Origin of the sequence: Aquimarina longa SW024 (genome assembly GCF_001401755.1) — a bacterium.
Classification (GTDB): domain Bacteria; phylum Bacteroidota; class Bacteroidia; order Flavobacteriales; family Flavobacteriaceae; genus Aquimarina; species Aquimarina longa.
Map to the genome: position 1 here is coordinate 107,960 of NZ_KQ474099.1, position 17,419 is coordinate 125,378.

Sequence of the window (17,419 nt, forward strand, 5' to 3'; positions counted from 1 at the left end):
TGACCAATATTTTTAAATCTTTAAACTCGATAACTACAGAAAAAATAAAAATAGCATATGGAAAATTTAAAAAACAAGAAAGCAATAATTACAGGAGGTGGCAGAGGGTTAGGTAAAGCCACTGCTATAGCATTTGCAAAAGAAGGGATAGATATTGCTATAACAGGTAGAAATGAAGAGGTTTTAAAAAAAACCGTTTCTGAATTAGAGGAATTTGGTATCAACGCTATTTATTCTACATTTGATGTAAGTAACTATGACGATGTTAAAAAAGGCATCAAAAATATTATTACTACCCTAGGTTCGGTAGACATTTTGGTAAACAATGCAGGAATTGCTGCCTTTGGATCATTTAATGAAATGGATGTTAATCAATGGAGTCAGATTATTCAAACTAATCTTATGGGGATGTATTATGTAACCAAAGAGATTTTACCACACTTAATAACAAAAAATCAAGGTGACATTATAAATGTAGCGTCTACAGCAGGATTAAACGGAAATGCAAACACATCTGCATATTCTGCATCAAAATTTGCAGTTATTGGAATGTCTGAATCCTTAATGAAAGAAGTACGCAAAAATAATATTAGAGTTTGTACATTAACACCAAGTACTATAGTATCTGATATGTCGATTGGATTAGGTATTGCAGATAATGATTCTAGTGATCGGGTTTTACAACCAGAAGATTTTGCAGAACTAATCGTTGCTGGTTTAAAACTACCAAAAAGAGCAATGCTTAAAAGTGCATCTTTATGGTCTACAAATCCTTAATAAATGCTTTAATAAATATGAAACCTAAACCACTATAGATTTTTAAATACATCGTCTTAAATAAAAGAATGGAATTCTTTTTCTAATGCAAGATTGTCATTCCTACATAAGCAGAAATCTATTCTTATAACTAGTACTATGGATTACGCATCAAGTGCGGAATGACTAAACCTATAAAAATGTGTATAGAAACTAAAGTAATTGCAATGAAATTGCAGAGTTTTAACCTTTAATTAGATAATAAATTATAGAAATCATAAGTAATGCGGATCTTGTTACTTCGGTTACATTAGCAAGTTTTAAACAAGATTCGCTGTTTTTTTGATTTAAAGCTTTGTCAGTTTATCAACAACAACTAGCGCGCCCTATCTATTGCTCATAGGTACTTCTAATAGAGAAATAAAACTTCTAATGATAAAAGAATTAAAAAACAAATCAATAAATTTGACTTAGAACCTGAAAATTTAGGAGTATAAATAACCTTAATACTCAACTAAAAACTTGGCGTCAATTAAAATTAGAATGATACACCCTCTTAGACAACATATTGAAGAAATCATCAGCCTTACTGATGAAGAGTTTGATTTTGTTTTAAGTCATTTTAAACAAATAAAAAAACGTAAACATCAATATATAATCCAAGAAGGAGAGCTCGTTAATAAAGAATATTGGATCATAAAAGGATGTTTAAAAAGTTATTTCGTTGACGATAATGGAAAAGAACATATCCTCCAATTTGGAATGGAAAACTGGTGGATTACAGATTACGAATCTTTTGTAAAACAAACCACATCTAAAACCGCTATCGATTGTATAGAAGATAGTGACTTGCTATATATTTCTTTTGAAAATAGAGAAAAACTAACTGCTCAAATGCATAAAATGGAACGATTCTGGGCTAAGAAAAGTAAAATTGGTCGAATTGCGCTTCAAAACAGAATTTTATCTTTACTAAAAAACTCTACTAAAGAACAATACGAATTACTTCTCCAACAATATCCAAAACTTTTTCAACGTGTTCCCAAAAAAATGATTGCTGCCTATCTAGGGGTTTCTAGAGAAACACTTAGTAGATTAAACGCATAACATCCTCTTCTTTTTTGTATCTTCAAATGTGATCTACATCACTTTAAAGAAGTGACATACCTCCTGTGTACTATCCTCATTACAAAGCACCTTTGTATAACAATTAATTTAATAAAAAAAACATGCCATACATCAACATTAAAGTTACTGACGAAGGAGTAACGCAAGAACAAAAACGTCAATTAATAGAAGGTGCTACACAGCTAGTAGTTAATATACTCAACAAAGATCCTGAAACAACTCATGTAGTTATTGACGAAATCCCAAAAGCAAATTGGGGCGTAAATGGAAAACACTATTTGAAAACTAAAAAATAAAGAAAATGAAAAATAAGACCATAATTATTACAGGAGCATCTACAGGAATAGGGAAAGAAATCGCAAAATACTTTATAGAGCGAGAAAGTAATGTAGTAATGAATTCTTCTAACGAAGAAAACTTAAAAAAAGCTTACAAAGAACTAGGATCACCCTCTAATGTAGCTTACCTAGTTGGAGATATCAGTAAACAAGAAACAGGTAAAAAACTAGTCTCATTAGCAGTAGAAAAATTTAATACTGTAGATGTTTTAATCAATAATGCAGGAGTATTTTCTCCAAAACCATTTTTAGAAGTTAAAGAACAAGATTTAGACCTGTATTGGAATGTAAATCTAAAAGGAACATATTTTACTTCTCAAGCTGCTATTCCCGAAATGATAAAACAACAAAATGGTTCTATTATAAACATAGGAACAGTTCTAGTAGAACATGCTATAGATGGGTTCCCTGCTACAGCACCACTAACAAGTAAAGGCGCAATTCACTCTTTAACAAGGCAGTTAGCAGCTGAATTTGGAAAAAACAACATTAAGATTAATACAATTGCTCCAGGAATAATACGAAGTCCACTACAAGGAAAAATCGGAATTGAGAATGCTGATAGTTTAGCTGGATTACATTTATTAAACAGAATTGGAGAAACAAATGAAGTTGCTGAAGCAGCATACTATTTAGCTACATCAAATTTTATAACTGGAGAAACTATTAACATCGCAGGAGGTCATACCATAGGTCATGCTATCTAAACAATAAACTATGTATAAAGAGAATTTAGAAGAAATTGAAAAATTAATTACTAACTATTTTGAAGGGATTTTTTACGGAAATGTAACTCAGCTTCAATCCTGTTTTCATGAAAACGCATATATCTATGGAGATATCAAAGGTGTAGAGTATCTAAAAAGTATAAACGAATATCTAGACGGGGTTAACAATAGACAAAGCCCTAACGATTTAAATGAAAGTCTAAAAATGAAAATCATAGGAATTGATATTATCGGTAAAATTGCAATGGCAAAATTGCATGTTCCCATGCTAGGGTATAACTATTATGACTATTTATCTTTAACCAAAATTGATGATGATTGGAAAATTGTAAATAAAATATTCACTCATGTAGCATAAATAAAAGAGTTGTTATCAAGTAACTCGACGCGATAGTTAGCTACTGCGTCGGGTTACTCACATCATCACACATATAAATTGTATACAGAGCAGTAGCAGTACACCTTTTATTGTTCTTAAAAGATGTACTGCTACTGCTCTTAGAAAAACGAAAAATATATTTCTTTTGGTTGAGGAAGAAAAAACTTCTAATTTATTGATATGCTAAGAATTTATTACTATTTCTCTGTTCTTTATTCTTAACTTTAGAAAAGCAAAACAAGACAACATGCTGTACATTCAATTATAAATACTTTATGAAAAATAAAAGGTTCATATCCATATTCACTATTCTTCTTATCACTTTATCCTGTTCTCAACAAAAAAAGAAATCAGAAAAAAAACATTCTGAAAATGAAATTTCACAAACTTGGGATGATTTTCTAAAAATTATAAGTTCAAACGATAAAATTAAATTCAAAGAAATATCAAATACATCAATACGATGTTACTTATGCTTAGAAAACACATCTTCTGAGCAAGAAGAGTTAGAAATACTTAGAAAAACGGACTCCTTATGGTATGACAAAATATATGATGATAAAATTTATATCCCTATCGATAGTTTTATTGCTAATGAGTTTGATTTAATTTTTAATTCTGAATTTGTAGCGATTTTAAAGACGAAAACTACAAAATTTCATAAAAGAGAAATAGATGGAATTGAATATTACGAAATTTTAGTAACCACTACTGATCCGACAATAACTCATGAAGGAGGACAACATAGTTTTCAGTTTAAGAAAGTATCTAAAAAATGGAAGTTTAACGATATAGGAACAATACCATAAAATTACTTATAAGAATACCCCTTTTAATAACTTAATAAACCATTCTAAAAACGTGTCATTGATTAAAAAATATATCCCATTAGCTATAGTATTTTTGTTAATTGGGTGTTCGAAACCTGATACATATCAAATAGAAATGATTAGTGTATCTGAGCAAGGATTAGGAGTTATTGTTACCAAAATAATTGCGCATAAAAAACCTAAAGTTTTTTCAGAAGTAGCTATGGATACTATTTTTGTACACCCCATGATTCCTTCTGAACATACGAACATCACTTCGTTAAAAAATTTAAAAGAAATTCCACACCATAAGCTTCCTAATTATATCACATTCGAATATCAATATGCTCAACTATCAGATTGCTCTAGTATCCACAAAGATAAAGTGTTAAAAATACGCTTTTTACAGGATTATTCTCCAATAGAGAAAGGTGATATTGTAGAGATGAATTCGCTATCAATTAATCGTTTAATAAAAAACAACATTGCTACTCTAGCTAAAAATCCTAATATTATTAATATAAGAGAAGATCCCTTAAAAAGGTTGAAGAAAGAATTAGCAATAGCTCCCACCTATTATACAAAATATAAATGTAAAGACTGGAAGCCAATTGATAGTATGAAGTTTACAAAAACTATTAATTTAGAGCCTTATAAAAAAAGGAAAGAAATAAAACGGTTTAGAAAAAAACATGATGGTGTTAGTGGTAGTTATTATACAACAAAAATAAGATATCAATTTTATGATAATGGAGAAATTAAACTAAACCTACAAAACTCCCATACTAATCCTTGGAAATAACTTTTTAAAACCAATCTTTTAAAATCTAACATTGCGTTTCCTTATGGGTAAAACAGCACTAATAATTATTGGAATAGAAATAAGTAATATGAGATAAGAAAACAGATCAGTAAAGATAGTACCTACAAGCATCACTACTCTATTACATATGGTATTTGTCCTATCTACAATAATTAACTATATTTCAACAAACAAAAATAAGTATTAGCGATATACAATGACATAGCTGTATTACCTATTCAATAAACATAAAAAAATGAATATCCCATTAGCATTAATAGTATTTCGACTCTTATTAAGCCCTATTATTTTAGGATTAGCCTATTTTCTAGGAGAAAGCTCTAAGTTAATAATACTAATTTTAATGTATCTGGGATTAATCTCTGATATCCTAGATGGAATAATTGCTAGAAAACAGAATATTTCGTCTGCTAAATTAAGAAGAATGGACAGTCAAACAGATATGATTTTTTGGTTATCATTGGGGTTTGCAACGTGGTTTTTGTACCCTAATCTAATTTCTGAAAATTCATTATCTATTTGGACCATTCTTGGGATGGAATTATTATGTTATGTAATAAGTATTGCTAAATTTAAAAAAGAGACATGTACTCATGCTTTTTTATCTAAAATATGGGGAATAACCCTATTAATAGCTTTTACTTCACTGATAGGGTTTAATCACGCAGGAGTACCCTTTTATTTAGCGATCTTTTTTGGATTGATTTCACATATAGACGTACTATTAATTATTTTAATACTTCCAAAATGGACACATGATATCCCAAGTACCTATCATGCTTATTTAATTAGAAAAGGAGTTGAGATTAAAAGAAGTGAATATTTAAATGGGTAATAAGCATCTGTTAAATAGTATTTTGTTTATAGATACTATAATTGAATAGTAATTAAAACACTTAAAAAAAATATCATAAAAATAATTTAAGATGAACTCAGATGAACAAAAAAGATTAAAAGTAGAAAATTATATCAAATCATATAATTCTTTTGACATTAATGGGATGACTATTGATTTGGCTAAAGATGTTATTTTTGAAAATGTCTCGAATGGAAAAATTGATGTGACTACTAATGGGATTGATGAATTTAGGATTCAGGCAGAAAAGGCAAAATCATTATTCGTAAGCAGAGAACAAAAAATAACAGCAATCAATAGTAATCGTAATACACTAAGTATAAAAATAGACTATACTGGTGTCTTAAATATTGATTTACCAACTGGTTTAAAAAAAGGGGAGTCGATACATCTAAAAGGAGAATCAATATTTACTTTTGAGAATAATAAAATAATTAAAATTAGAGATGTAAGTTAAATCAAATAGATACTTCAATACCATTTTTAATACTATCAAAATATTAGGTTATTTGTAAACAAAAAAAATGAATCCAATTTCTACCTTAATCGAAGAAATAAACAACCAAGATTTATGGAATAAAGAAATAGAACTACATAGAAATGAGTATTTAAAAGTAAAAGGAACTATTGACACCAACCTCTACCTTGTTGTAAAAGGAAGTTTAAGAATATTTGTGGTCGATAAATCCGAAGAACACACTATTAGATTTGGATATAAAAATAACCTTATTGCAGCTCTTGACTCATTTATAAATGAAAAACCATCAGATTTCTATATTCAGGCTTTAAAAAAAACAACACTAAAAGTGATTAGCAAAACTGAGTTTTCAAATCTTATCACATCATCAGCTACAAACACCAGAACTTGGAATAATGTATTGGAAAGTTTTGTGTTACAACAGATGGAAAGAGAAAGAGATATCCTAACCACATCACCTATAGAACGATATAACCGAGTTTTACATCGTAGCCCTCAATTATTTCAGGAAATACCAAATAAATATATCGCATCCTATTTAAGAATGACTCCAGAGACACTTTCTAGAATCAAAAAATCTTAATTTCAATCAATGTTTAGAGACTTCAAAAGGTAGACTTTTGTAATAAAAAAAATGATGACAATAGCATCTAATGAGTTAATAGAGGATTTAATCGATAGAACCCTAAAAAATATAAAAGCTGCAGAACAGTTTAATCAATTTACAATCGAACATCTAAACAAGAAAAACACTCCGAAAAGTTGGAGTATTTTAGAGTGTCTAGAACATCTAAATCTATATGGAGATTTTTATCTGCCAGAAATTGAAGATCGAATAGTAAAATCAGAACAAAAAAGCACAGCTGTTTTTAAATCAGGTTTTCTAGGAGATTACTTTGCAAAAAGTATGTTACCAAAAGAGAAACTAAATAAGATGAAAACCTTTCAGGATAAAAATCCAATCAACTCTGATTTAGATAAAAAATGTATTCATCGATTTATTTTACAGCAACAAAAAACAATAGAACTACTAAATTTAGCGAGTAAAAAAGATCTAAATAAAATTAAAACATCAATAAGTATTTCTAAATGGATAAAATTAAAATTAGGAGATACGTTTAGAATACTTATTTATCATAATGACCGACATATTGTACAAGCTAATACAATAATAACTAGCCAACAGTAAAAAAAAATTACTTTAATAACTTGATATGGGGCGTAAAATAGTTTTTACGCCCCACATATCAAGTTATTATCATTAATCTATCAGTTCCTAGATTGAAGCTAAAATTGTTTCCATAGATCGATCAACTTTCTTTACCAATCCGGATAAAACTTTTCCTGGACCAACTTCTGTAAATGATGTTGCACCATCTTCAATCATATTTTGCATAGTCTGCGTCCATTTTACAGGAGCTGTAAGCTGGGCGATCAAGTTCTTTTTAATTTCTTCTGGATCTGTAACTGCTTTTGCTGTTACATTTTGATATATTGGACACTTAGGAGAGCTAAAAGTAGTTGCTTCTATCGCAGCAGCTAATTCTTCTCTAGCAGGTTCCATTAATGGAGAGTGAAATGCTCCTCCTACAGCTAATACTAATGCTCTACGAGCTCCCTTTTCTTTCATCCATTCGCAAGCTTGATTGATAGCATCAATCTCTCCAGAAATAACTAATTGACCAGGGCAATTATAGTTTGCAGCTACTACAATACCCTCTATTGCCTTACATCCTTCTTCTACTACTTCATCTTCTAACCCCAAAACGGCAGCCATTGTAGAAGGTTCTATCTCACATGCTTTTTGCATAGCTATTGCTCGCTTAGACACTAACTGTAGGGCATCTTCAAAGGTTAAAGTTCCATTAGCAACCAAAGCAGAAAACTCACCTAAAGAATGCCCTGCAACCATATTTGGTTTAAAACTATCTCCTAATACTTTACTTAAGATAACCGAATGCAAAAAGATAGCAGGCTGTGTTACCTTAGTTTGTGTTAGCTCTTCTTTAGTACCCTCAAACATGATTTTTGTAATCTCAAAACCTAAGATATCGTTAGCTTTATCAAAAAGTTCTTTTGCTATTTCAGAGTTTTCATATAGGTCTAACCCCATTCCTGAAAACTGAGCCCCTTGACCGGGAAATACATATGCATTCATATGATACTGTATATTTTAAAATTTTCAACAAAAGTAAGGATTATATTTACAACCTAGATAGCTCTATGGATACAGCAGTTATGAATGCTCATTGGTAGTATCACAATAATATAATCTAAAATTACAATTCTATGTATTCTTTCTCTTGTACGTTAAATACGTAAAAGGATACTTGTGTTTTTCATCAACATCATGAAATTCTTCTTTTTCTAATTTCCATATTTTGGTGTCAATATCAGGAAAAAAAGCATCTGCATCAAACGCTTCATGTACTCGTGTGAGCTCTATACAATCGGCATATTCCATCCCTATAGTATAAATTTCTCCTCCACCAATAATAAAAGGTTGCATATCGCCTTTAGCCATTTCTAAAGCTTCCTTAATACTATGCACTACTATTGCTCCTTCTGCCTGATATCCTTTATTTCTTGTAATAATTATATGAACTCGATTTGGTAATAATTTAGGAAAAGATTCAAAAGTTTTACGTCCCATAATAATATGATGACCTGTTGTTAATTTTTTGAATCTTCTAAAGTCATCCGGTAAATGCCATACAAGATCATTATCCTTACCTAAAGCATTATTTTCTCCTGCTGCTGCAATCATTGTAATAGTACTTGTCGATTCTTTTAATTCTCCAACAATTTCAGATGTTTTTCCTTTTATAAATCCGTCTTTCCTTTTTAGTAATTCTTCTTTAGGAAACATTAAATCTACATCTTTTTGGATCAAAGCAATCTCTGCCTTTTGTTTTGCAATTAATCGTTCCATCTGTCGATTAACCCATTCTTTACCCATAAACTTGCTAAATAACCACACATTACAGAAGTGTAAAATAAATAGAAATGACCAGCATAGTATCGCAGCAACAAACCAATCTATCCCAAAAAATGTAATCTCTTTACCATAACCTAAAACTAGATTAAGAAGCATAAAAAAAAGTGCTCCTACTATAAAAACTATAAAATGCTGAAATAATCTTTTTTTCTGAATAATGCGTTTTCTCGCATGTTCATATAACTCTCGCTGAAGTGGGTCAATCTGTGGTTTTTCTTTTTTTCTTGAAAACATATTAGTGCTAACTTAGTATCCTATGGAAAACTACCTCTGGGTAGATCCACAAAGCATTCGTTTTAAAAAATATTTTTAATTTCGAGGCAAGCTTTGAAGCATTAAAATCTCACTTGGTGAGTAAAGATATAGTTTTTAACAAAAAGCACTAAAATTACTTATGAAGAATTTAAGAAAAGAATTTCCTGTTCTAACTCATACGACCTATCTAAATACCGCCGCATCAGGATTATTATACGACTCTCTTTTAAATTTTAGGCAAGAACATGATTTAGATTTTCTTATTGGCGGAAGCATATTTAGAGAACATCAATTTGATTTTTTATGTAGTGTACAAAAAACTATTGCTGAGTTTTTAGGAGGGTCTGCTGATCATACCGTATTAACTCCTAATTTTTCTTTGGGTTTTAATACAATATTAAATGGAATAGAAAAAAACAAAAAAATTCTTTTGTTAGACGGAGATTATCCTTCGATCAATTTTGCGGTAGAAAATAAAGAGTTTGATGTTTGTTATGCTACAATAAATGCCGCTACAGAACAAAATATTGAAGAAGCTATAAAAAAATATAACCCTGATATTTTTGCATTTAGTTTAGTTCAATATACTAATGGTATTGCAATAGATCTTGATTTTATCGCTGACCTTAAAGTTAGATACCCTGATATATTGATTATAGCAGATGGCACTCAGTTTTGTGGCACTACGGTTTTTAATTTTAGTACCTCAGGAATTGATATCCTTGGGTGTAGTGGCTACAAATGGTTATTAGGAGGATACGGGAATGGCTTTATATTATTCAATACGGGCATATTGGATCAAATTACTCCTACATCATATATCGATGCATCTGTTCAATCTAATCATGATTTATCATATACCAGTTTACAAGCAAGATTTCAATGCGGTCATTTGGATACGCTAAATTTTGGGAGTTTACAATATTCCATGAATTTCCTATCTAAAATAGGTGTACTTACTATTCAAAAACACATTGAAGAATTATGTAGGCATGCTAAATCAGAGTTTTCTAAACTAAACTTGCTAGAAGAAGATGTACTAAAACGTAAAAAACATAGTACAATTTTTAATATCCAAGGTGATAAAAAACTATATACTTATCTAAGAGAGCATGATATTATTACCTCTCTTCGAGGTCAAGGGATACGTATTAGTCTTCATTTTTACAACACAATAGAGGATATAGAAAAAATAGTAAAAGTACTATATCGTTATCGTTAATATCTTTATGTTAAATATTGATTAAATCACTAAAACCTAGTGTTTACTCATTTACATTTTTAATGTTTTGTAGTAACTTAGTTAAAATTAATTAACCAATACTTAATATCAAATAAATTATGGCAATTACTAAGCAATATTTAAAATCAAAACCTATCTGTAAAGTTACTTTTATTGTTTCTGCAAAAGAAGCCAATAATGTGAGTGTCGCTGGAGAATTTAATGAATGGAATACTGAAGCTACTATCTTAAAAAAGCTAAAAAATGGAAATTTTAAAGGAACAATCAACCTTCCTAAAGATAAGAAATTCGAATTTAAATACATTGTAGATGGTCAATGGACTAATGAAGTTGAAGCTGATGGATATCAATGGAATGATTATGCTGCTGCAGATAATAGTTTATTAGTATTATAAAATCTTTTTTCATAACTTATGTGTTCCTTCTCAGAATGATGGTAAATTAACAATCTTCGGTAGATTTAATTTAGATAAAAAGGTGAAATAGTATACCATCTACTCATGGAGTAACAAATAGTCGTAGACATATATATACTACTGGAATTGCTTATAATAAAATAGAGGTAATTAATCGCTATACTAATAAAATAATTTCAGAAATAGACACCGATTATGGTAAACCTCATAACCTTGCTGTAAACAAAAAAGGTACTATCCTATTTTTATCATATTCGGGAGGATCCGTCACAAAGGTTGTTTTCTATAAAATAAAACGAGATGGTAGTCTACAAAAAAATCAGAGTATGACTCTGGGTTAAACCCATTTGGAGTTTTACAATATTAAAAATGAGTTATTGATTATTAAAAAACAATAAACCTCTCAATACTGTTTTATATTGAGAGGTTTGTTTATTTTATTAAAAATACATAGTAAATGATTATTCTATTATTTAGACATCACTATCCATATCACCACCACATTAGGCAATCCTTATTCATCAATAATTTCAACACCTTTCCAAAAGGCTACATATCCTTTGATTTGTTTTGCCAGATCACTAGTATTAGGATAATACCAAGCTGCATCTCGATTTTCTTTTCCATCAACCTCGATAGTGTAATATGATGCTACCCCCTTCCACGGGCAATTGGTATGAGTATCGCTTGATTTAAAAAACTCTTTTTTTATCGTTTCTGGAGGAAAATAATGATTATTCTCTATCACTTTAGTATCATTACTTTCTGCAATTACTTGCTCATTCCAAATTGCTTTCATATTCTGGATTCTTTATATTTTTTGGTTATTCTACTTTTGTAATTAAATAATCTTTATAGTCATTATGCTGATCTGAAAAAGATTTTTCGATCTTCAGACCAGATTCTTTTGTCAGCCACTTTACAATATCATCATCATATTTTTGAGAAATTTCGGTATGAATACTTTCCCAAGCTTCAAAATGCACTTGTAATGATAAATTATCTATATCTACAGTTTGCTTTTCTTTACTCACCAAATAACTCTTAGCTGTCCCGCTTTCGGGATCATATGTCTCCCAATGTATAAATTTATCTAGATTAAAATTCGCATTTAATTCTTTATTAATTCGTGCTAAGACATTTTTATTAAAAGCTGCTGTTACCCCTGATTTGTCGTTATATGCATCTAAAACTTTCTGCGGATGCTTTTTTTGATCAAATCCCATAAAAAGGAGATCTCCAACATGCATTGAATTACATAATCTTTTTAAAAACTGAATAGCCCTAGGATGCAATAAATTTCCTATGTTAGATCCCAGTACCATGATTACTTTTTTACGATCACTTATATGTTTTAATCGATCTAAAACTTCAAAATACTCACCTATTTGCCCCCGCACAGTAACTTTAGGCATCTCCGTATTAAGGTTCTTTACCAGTCCTGTAATTGCATTTTCACTAATATCAATTGGAGTATAGGTAAAATCATAATGCTGATTTAATAATTCTTGTAACAACACTTTTGTTTTTTTTCCATCTCCAGCTCCTAATTCGATTAAGTCAAAACCTTTATTACTTACATCAAAGTTTTGAATAATATCGGATTTATGCATTTCAAAAATTTCATATTCTGCTCGCGTAAGATAGTATTCTGGTAGCTCCATTATCTGTTGAAAAAGGGCATCTCCTACTTCATCATAAAAGAATTTAGACGATAAATACTTTGGGAATGCAGTTAGGCCTTCACTTACTTCTTTTTCAAAAGTAGAAACCAAAACTTTTTGATCTTTAGAGTTCATGTAAAATATAGAATTATAGTTCTTTAACTAATCGCAATCCTGTAAATTGCCATCTGAGGTGTGGGTGAAAAAAATTACGATATGTCGGTCTTATATGATTTTGAGGAGTAGCAACCGATCCTCCACGAAGTACTTTTTGATTGACCATAAACTTGCCATTATACTCACCAAGTGCTCCTGAAGCTTTTTTATAATTAGGATAGGGTAAATAAGCACTTTCTGTCCACTCCCATCGTTTCCCCCAGTTAAAAAATGGCTGTGCAACCTCCCATTCAAATTCTGTTGGCAAACGTTCTCCTTTCCATTGGGCAAAAGCAAATGCCTCATAATATGAGATATGAGTAACAGGAGCTATAGGATTTATCATTTTTAACCCTTGCAATGTATATTGATAATATTGTCCCTCTATTATATGCCAATATAAAGGTGTTTTTATAGCGGAATTATGGATCCAATCCCAAGCTTCTGAATGCCAAAGTAGACTATTTTCATATCCTTTATCATTTATAAACTCAATATATTCTCTATTTGTTATAAGCTCATTACTAATGGCATATTCTTCTAAAAACACTTTATGTCTGCCAAGTTCATTATCATAACAAAATTCATTACCTGCATATCCAATTTCGTAAACACCCTCATTAATAGTATTATAACCTAAGTTTTGGTCACAGATTGGATTTTCTGTAAATGTATCATTATACTTAGGTAATAATGGATTAGTACCCAGTATGAATTTTATATCTGTAAGTAATAGTTCTTGATGTTGCTTTTCATGATGAATCCCTATCTCTACTAATTCTCTTATTTTGAAATCTTGATTTTCTTCTAAAAAAGATTGCATCTGCGATGTTATATAATCTCTATATTCATATACTTCTCTTACTGTCGGTCTAGAAAGATTGCCTCTATTAGTACGTATTACACGTTTTCCGATGCTTTCGTAATAACTATTAAAAACATATGCATATTCTGGATGAAAACGTTTATAATTTTCTAGATATTTTGATAAAATAAATTCTTCAAAAAACCATGTCGTATGCCCCATATGCCATTTCGGAGGGGAAACATCTACAATAGGCTGAACTACATAATCTTCGGTTTGGAGAGGCGCACAAATTTCTTCGGTATCTGAGCGAGTTTGTAAAAAGGAGGTGATTAAGCTATCTGTGATGATCATAAAAAAGTGTATACAATTTATGTATACACTCAAATTTAGTAATTTTTATTTTCATTACCATTCAACAAGGGTTAATCCAATGTTAAAAATATATCATTCATTAATGAGGTTTTCGAAATGTAATTGGCACAACATAAGCAATTGCTATGGGTTTATTTCCCCATTTACCAGGTTTCATTTTAGGAATACTTCTAATAATCCTTATTGCTTCTCTCTGTAAGTATCTATGAGCTCCTTTAACTTCGATTACCTCTACTTTACCCTTTTTATTTATAATAAATTCTACTGTTACCGTACCACTCAATCCTTCACTAACAGCTTCTTCAGGGTATTCAAAATTTCTAACAATATGATTCCTTAATTTATTATCAAAGCATTGTGACGGTGATTGCCTAGCATCTTCACATTTTGGCCACATAGGTGAAATTCCTTTTTCATTCGCATTTTCTTGCGATAAAATTATTGCATCCTGAGAAAAAGAAAATCCCGATAGCAAAATTGTTAAAATTAGTAATGTTTTTTTCATATTGGTTCATTTAAATTTGGGCTTAAACTGCAACAGATCCTTTTATATGAGCATCTGGATTATAGTCTACTAGCTTAAAGTCATCAAAAACAAAGCCAAAAATATTTTTCACCTCTGGATTCAATATCATTTTAGGTAATTTTCGAGGTGTTCTAGACAACTGAAGCTCTAATTGTTTCAGATGATTATTGTATATATGTGCGTCTCCAAAAGTATGTATAAACTCACCTACTTCGTAACCGCAGACTTGTGCCATCATCATAGTAAACAATGCATAAGAAGCAATATTAAAAGGTACTCCAAGAAAAATATCGGCACTACGCTGATATAATTGGCATGATAGCTTACCATCAGCTACATAAAACTGAAAAAAAGCATGACAGGGAGGTAATGCTGCTTTACCATTAGCTACGTTTTCTGAGAAAGATTTTGATGTATCTGGTAGCACACTTGGATTCCAAGCAGAAACTAACATACGTCTACTATTTGGATTATTCTTAAGTGTCTCTACAACTTCCTTAATTTGATCAATTTCATTACCATCCCAATTACGCCATTGATGACCATAAACAGGCCCTAAATCTCCATTATCATTTGCCCACTCATTCCAGATACGAACGCCATTTTCCTGAAGATATCCAATATTAGTGTCTCCTTTTAAAAACCATAATAACTCATATACTATAGACTTAAGATGCAACTTTTTTGTAGTTACCATCGGAAAACCTTCATTAAGATCAAATCGCATTTGGTATCCAAATACACTTTTTGTACCTGTACCAGTTCTATCACCTTTTTCATTTCCATTTTCTAGTACATGACGTACAAGATCGAGATACTGCTTCATTATTATTTATTCTTTCTTATCAAATGTTAAAATTATTGTAACTATTTTCAAATATACAAAAAATAGCACACGAGAAGTCTTCCAACTTTTTACTTAATAAATAGTTGTTCACCAGTTTTTAACAATATTGCGTTAATTTTATGTTATCCTATTATCATCCCTGCGATTGTAGCTGACAATAAAGAGGCTATTGTACCCCCTATTAGTGCTTTCATTCCAAATTCTGATAATGTTTTTCTTTGACCTGGTGCTAATGAACCAATCCCACCTATCTGTATTCCAATTGAAGCAAAATTTGCAAATCCACATAACATATATGTAGCCATTATTACAGATTTATTATAGGTAAAGTGTAGTAAATTAGTAGGGTTTTTTAAATCTGCTAATTGAATATACCCAACAAATTCACTTGCTGCTAGTTTAATTCCTAACAATTGTCCCATTAACATCATATCTTCTTTTGCAACTCCTATCAACCACATCAAAGGTGCAAATACCGTCCCAAGAATAGCTTCTAATGAGAACGTACTGTATGGAGTATGACTAGATAAAAATTGATCAAAACCTGTTAATTCTCCAAACTTTCCTAGTCCATAATTTATCATCGCTATAAATGCTATGAATACCAGAAGCATCGCTCCTACATTTGCTGCTAATTTAAGCCCTTCCGTAGTTCCATTTGCTATAGCATCTAATATATTGGATCCTATTTTATCTGTAGATACTTTTACATCCATATCTATAGGCTCTTGCTGTGGATATAATAATTTAGAAATCACAATAGCTCCAGGAGCCGCCATCACTGATGCTGCCAATAAATGCTTAGCAAATTCTAATCTTAATATTGGATCATCGCCTCCCAAAAAACCTATATAAGCCGCTAAAACACCACCGGCAACTGTTGCCATCCCTCCTATCATTACTAATAAGATCTCTGAACGTGTCATTCGTTCTAAATAAGCTTTAATCATTAAAGGTGCTTCGGTTTGACCTAAAAATATATTACCCGCAACACTTAAACTTTCTGCTCCCGAAATCCCCATTAACTTAGTTAATATCCATGCCATACCTTTTACCACAATCTGAATAATTCCTAAATAAAATAACACAGAGGTTAAAGCTGAAAAGAATATAATGGTTGGTAATACTTGAAATAAAAAGATAAAACCAAAACTATCTACATTCATCATATCCCCTAGCAAGAATTCACTTCCTGCTCTTGTAAAATCAAGTATGAGAACAAATAGTTTTCCTACAAAACCAAAAGCTTTCTGTACAAAACTTACTTTCAATACTCCAAAAGCTAATAACAATTGAGCAACTAAACCAACACCTACGGTTTTCCAATTTATAGCCCTCTTATTGGCACTAAATAAATATGCAATAACCAAAAGTGAAATCATCCCTAAAACACCTCTCCAAAGACTATTGAAAGAAAATCCTTGATTAGGAATAAGTTGACTAACTTTTGTATTAGAAGCTGCCTGAGTTTCTTTTTCTGCAATAAGCGAGTAAGAGATTCCTTTTTTGGATACTGTTAGTGTAGAATCGGTTAATGTAATAATTTTATATCGTATCAGAGAGTCTTGAGCAGTTTCAGGGAAAAATAATAAAACATTATTCTGTTGTAGATAATCTCCTTTAAGTTTTTCTGAAACGCTATTAAAAGAGTATGAGAATTGACCTTGATCTAAGTAAAGATAGCTTCCCTTTTTAACGTTAATCTTTTCCTCAGAATTCTCACTAATTTCTTCTAAAACCCAACGTTTTTCTATTGATTGAGCAGATACTGCAATGGATACAAATAATGAAAGTAGAAAAACGACTATCCCTTTTCTTATAAAAACTGAAATCATTTAA

Annotated in this window: 21 protein-coding genes; 13 read left to right on the forward strand and 8 right to left on the reverse strand. The window is 30.6% G+C overall.

The window, feature by feature from the left end:
- Positions 1–57: 57 nt before the first annotated feature.
- From N456_RS09560 to N456_RS09610, 11 genes are all read left to right on the forward strand, one after another.
- A complete protein-coding gene (locus N456_RS09560; RefSeq protein ID WP_062056294.1) occupies positions 58–777 on the forward strand; it encodes a 3-ketoacyl-ACP reductase in 720 nt (239 codons plus the stop codon).
- Between the two features lie 501 nt (positions 778–1,278).
- Positions 1,279–1,863, forward strand: coding sequence for a Crp/Fnr family transcriptional regulator (locus tag N456_RS09565; protein ID WP_240315512.1), 585 nt, complete (start codon positions 1,279–1,281; stop codon positions 1,861–1,863).
- A 122-nt stretch (positions 1,864–1,985) separates the two neighbouring features.
- The gene (locus N456_RS09570) at positions 1,986–2,180 is read left to right on the forward strand and encodes a tautomerase family protein (RefSeq protein WP_062056297.1); all 195 of its coding nucleotides are present in this window, start codon (positions 1,986–1,988) and stop codon (positions 2,178–2,180) included.
- A gap of 5 nt (positions 2,181–2,185) precedes the next feature.
- Positions 2,186–2,929 carry an SDR family NAD(P)-dependent oxidoreductase gene (locus N456_RS09575; RefSeq protein ID WP_062056298.1) on the forward strand — a complete coding sequence of 248 codons (744 nt, stop codon included), beginning with the start codon at positions 2,186–2,188 and terminating at the stop codon, positions 2,927–2,929.
- A gap of 10 nt (positions 2,930–2,939) precedes the next feature.
- The gene (locus N456_RS09580) at positions 2,940–3,308 is read left to right on the forward strand and encodes a nuclear transport factor 2 family protein (protein WP_062056299.1); all 369 of its coding nucleotides are present in this window, start codon (positions 2,940–2,942) and stop codon (positions 3,306–3,308) included.
- 296 nt (positions 3,309–3,604) lie between these two features.
- Positions 3,605–4,138, forward strand: a complete 534-nt coding sequence (locus N456_RS09585; protein ID WP_062056300.1) for a hypothetical protein — start codon at positions 3,605–3,607, stop codon at positions 4,136–4,138.
- Positions 4,139–4,190: 52 nt separating this feature from the next.
- Positions 4,191–4,940, forward strand: a complete 750-nt coding sequence (locus tag N456_RS09590; protein ID WP_148639277.1) for a hypothetical protein — start codon at positions 4,191–4,193, stop codon at positions 4,938–4,940.
- Positions 4,941–5,196: 256 nt separating this feature from the next.
- A complete protein-coding gene (locus N456_RS09595) occupies positions 5,197–5,796 on the forward strand; it encodes a CDP-alcohol phosphatidyltransferase family protein (protein WP_062056302.1) in 600 nt (199 codons plus the stop codon).
- A 91-nt stretch (positions 5,797–5,887) separates the two neighbouring features.
- On the forward strand, positions 5,888–6,274 hold the full coding sequence (locus N456_RS09600) for a nuclear transport factor 2 family protein (protein WP_062056304.1): 387 nt from the start codon (positions 5,888–5,890) through the stop codon (positions 6,272–6,274).
- Between the two features lie 67 nt (positions 6,275–6,341).
- Positions 6,342–6,878 (forward strand): Crp/Fnr family transcriptional regulator, encoded by a 537-nt coding sequence (locus N456_RS09605; RefSeq protein ID WP_062056306.1) that lies wholly within the window; start codon positions 6,342–6,344, stop codon positions 6,876–6,878.
- A gap of 51 nt (positions 6,879–6,929) precedes the next feature.
- Positions 6,930–7,484 (forward strand): DinB family protein, encoded by a 555-nt coding sequence (locus N456_RS09610; RefSeq protein ID WP_338021416.1) that lies wholly within the window; start codon positions 6,930–6,932, stop codon positions 7,482–7,484.
- 87 nt (positions 7,485–7,571) lie between these two features.
- On the opposite strand, the gene fabD is transcribed toward N456_RS09610, so the two are convergent.
- The gene (gene fabD / locus N456_RS09615) at positions 7,572–8,453 is read right to left on the reverse strand and encodes an ACP S-malonyltransferase (RefSeq protein ID WP_062056311.1); all 882 of its coding nucleotides are present in this window, start codon (positions 8,451–8,453) and stop codon (positions 7,572–7,574) included.
- 129 nt (positions 8,454–8,582) lie between these two features.
- On the reverse strand, positions 8,583–9,527 hold the full coding sequence (locus tag N456_RS09620; protein WP_062056313.1) for a dihydrofolate reductase: 945 nt from the start codon (positions 9,525–9,527) through the stop codon (positions 8,583–8,585).
- Positions 9,528–9,687: 160 nt separating this feature from the next.
- Here N456_RS09620 and N456_RS09625 point away from each other — a divergent pair, with 160 nt between their 5' ends.
- Positions 9,688–10,770, forward strand: coding sequence for an aminotransferase class V-fold PLP-dependent enzyme (locus N456_RS09625; RefSeq protein ID WP_062056315.1), 1,083 nt, complete (start codon positions 9,688–9,690; stop codon positions 10,768–10,770).
- A gap of 119 nt (positions 10,771–10,889) precedes the next feature.
- Positions 10,890–11,186, forward strand: a complete 297-nt coding sequence (locus N456_RS09630; protein ID WP_062056317.1) for an isoamylase early set domain-containing protein — start codon at positions 10,890–10,892, stop codon at positions 11,184–11,186.
- Positions 11,187–11,721: 535 nt separating this feature from the next.
- On the opposite strand, the gene N456_RS09635 is transcribed toward N456_RS09630, so the two are convergent.
- The 6 genes from N456_RS09635 to N456_RS09660 form a co-directional block, all read right to left on the reverse strand.
- Positions 11,722–12,006: a DUF427 domain-containing protein gene (locus N456_RS09635; protein ID WP_062056319.1), complete on the reverse strand. Its 285-nt coding sequence runs from the start codon at positions 12,004–12,006 to the stop codon at positions 11,722–11,724.
- Positions 12,007–12,031: 25 nt separating this feature from the next.
- Entirely contained in the window at positions 12,032–13,006 is a 975-nt protein-coding gene (locus N456_RS09640) for an L-histidine N(alpha)-methyltransferase (protein WP_062056321.1), read from the reverse strand.
- A gap of 13 nt (positions 13,007–13,019) precedes the next feature.
- The gene (egtB, locus tag N456_RS09645; RefSeq protein WP_062056323.1) at positions 13,020–14,186 is read right to left on the reverse strand and encodes an ergothioneine biosynthesis protein EgtB; all 1,167 of its coding nucleotides are present in this window, start codon (positions 14,184–14,186) and stop codon (positions 13,020–13,022) included.
- Positions 14,187–14,286: 100 nt separating this feature from the next.
- Positions 14,287–14,712, reverse strand: coding sequence for an energy transducer TonB (locus N456_RS09650; RefSeq protein WP_062056325.1), 426 nt, complete (start codon positions 14,710–14,712; stop codon positions 14,287–14,289).
- A 22-nt stretch (positions 14,713–14,734) separates the two neighbouring features.
- The gene (locus tag N456_RS09655; protein WP_062056327.1) at positions 14,735–15,559 is read right to left on the reverse strand and encodes a thymidylate synthase; all 825 of its coding nucleotides are present in this window, start codon (positions 15,557–15,559) and stop codon (positions 14,735–14,737) included.
- Between the two features lie 143 nt (positions 15,560–15,702).
- Positions 15,703–17,415 carry a NupC/NupG family nucleoside CNT transporter gene (locus N456_RS09660; protein WP_062056329.1) on the reverse strand — a complete coding sequence of 571 codons (1,713 nt, stop codon included), beginning with the start codon at positions 17,413–17,415 and terminating at the stop codon, positions 15,703–15,705.
- Positions 17,416–17,419: the final 4 nt, after the last annotated feature.

What these genes read in the sequence shown, in the direction of transcription:
- N456_RS09640 (WP_062056321.1), bottom strand. Translation starts at nt 13,006, where the DNA reads ATGAACTCTAAAGATCAAAAAGTTTTGGTTTCTACTTTTGAAAAAGAA.
- N456_RS09595 (WP_062056302.1), top strand. Translation starts at nt 5,197, where the DNA reads ATGAATATCCCATTAGCATTAATAGTATTTCGACTCTTATTAAGCCCT.
- N456_RS09625 (WP_062056315.1), top strand. Translation starts at nt 9,688, where the DNA reads ATGAAGAATTTAAGAAAAGAATTTCCTGTTCTAACTCATACGACCTAT.
- N456_RS09650 (WP_062056325.1), bottom strand. Translation starts at nt 14,712, where the DNA reads ATGAAAAAAACATTACTAATTTTAACAATTTTGCTATCGGGATTTTCT.
- N456_RS09620 (WP_062056313.1), bottom strand. Translation starts at nt 9,527, where the DNA reads ATGTTTTCAAGAAAAAAAGAAAAACCACAGATTGACCCACTTCAGCGA.
- N456_RS09630 (WP_062056317.1), top strand. Translation starts at nt 10,890, where the DNA reads ATGGCAATTACTAAGCAATATTTAAAATCAAAACCTATCTGTAAAGTT.
- N456_RS09605 (WP_062056306.1), top strand. Translation starts at nt 6,342, where the DNA reads ATGAATCCAATTTCTACCTTAATCGAAGAAATAAACAACCAAGATTTA.
- N456_RS09580 (WP_062056299.1), top strand. Translation starts at nt 2,940, where the DNA reads ATGTATAAAGAGAATTTAGAAGAAATTGAAAAATTAATTACTAACTAT.
- egtB (WP_062056323.1), bottom strand. Translation starts at nt 14,186, where the DNA reads ATGATCATCACAGATAGCTTAATCACCTCCTTTTTACAAACTCGCTCA.
- N456_RS09600 (WP_062056304.1), top strand. Translation starts at nt 5,888, where the DNA reads ATGAACTCAGATGAACAAAAAAGATTAAAAGTAGAAAATTATATCAAA.
- N456_RS09585 (WP_062056300.1), top strand. Translation starts at nt 3,605, where the DNA reads ATGAAAAATAAAAGGTTCATATCCATATTCACTATTCTTCTTATCACT.
- N456_RS09560 (WP_062056294.1), top strand. Translation starts at nt 58, where the DNA reads ATGGAAAATTTAAAAAACAAGAAAGCAATAATTACAGGAGGTGGCAGA.
- N456_RS09655 (WP_062056327.1), bottom strand. Translation starts at nt 15,559, where the DNA reads ATGAAGCAGTATCTCGATCTTGTACGTCATGTACTAGAAAATGGAAAT.
- N456_RS09610 (WP_338021416.1), top strand. Translation starts at nt 6,930, where the DNA reads ATGATGACAATAGCATCTAATGAGTTAATAGAGGATTTAATCGATAGA.
- fabD (WP_062056311.1), bottom strand. Translation starts at nt 8,453, where the DNA reads ATGAATGCATATGTATTTCCCGGTCAAGGGGCTCAGTTTTCAGGAATG.
- N456_RS09575 (WP_062056298.1), top strand. Translation starts at nt 2,186, where the DNA reads ATGAAAAATAAGACCATAATTATTACAGGAGCATCTACAGGAATAGGG.
- N456_RS09660 (WP_062056329.1), bottom strand. Translation starts at nt 17,415, where the DNA reads ATGATTTCAGTTTTTATAAGAAAAGGGATAGTCGTTTTTCTACTTTCA.
- N456_RS09635 (WP_062056319.1), bottom strand. Translation starts at nt 12,006, where the DNA reads ATGAAAGCAATTTGGAATGAGCAAGTAATTGCAGAAAGTAATGATACT.
- N456_RS09570 (WP_062056297.1), top strand. Translation starts at nt 1,986, where the DNA reads ATGCCATACATCAACATTAAAGTTACTGACGAAGGAGTAACGCAAGAA.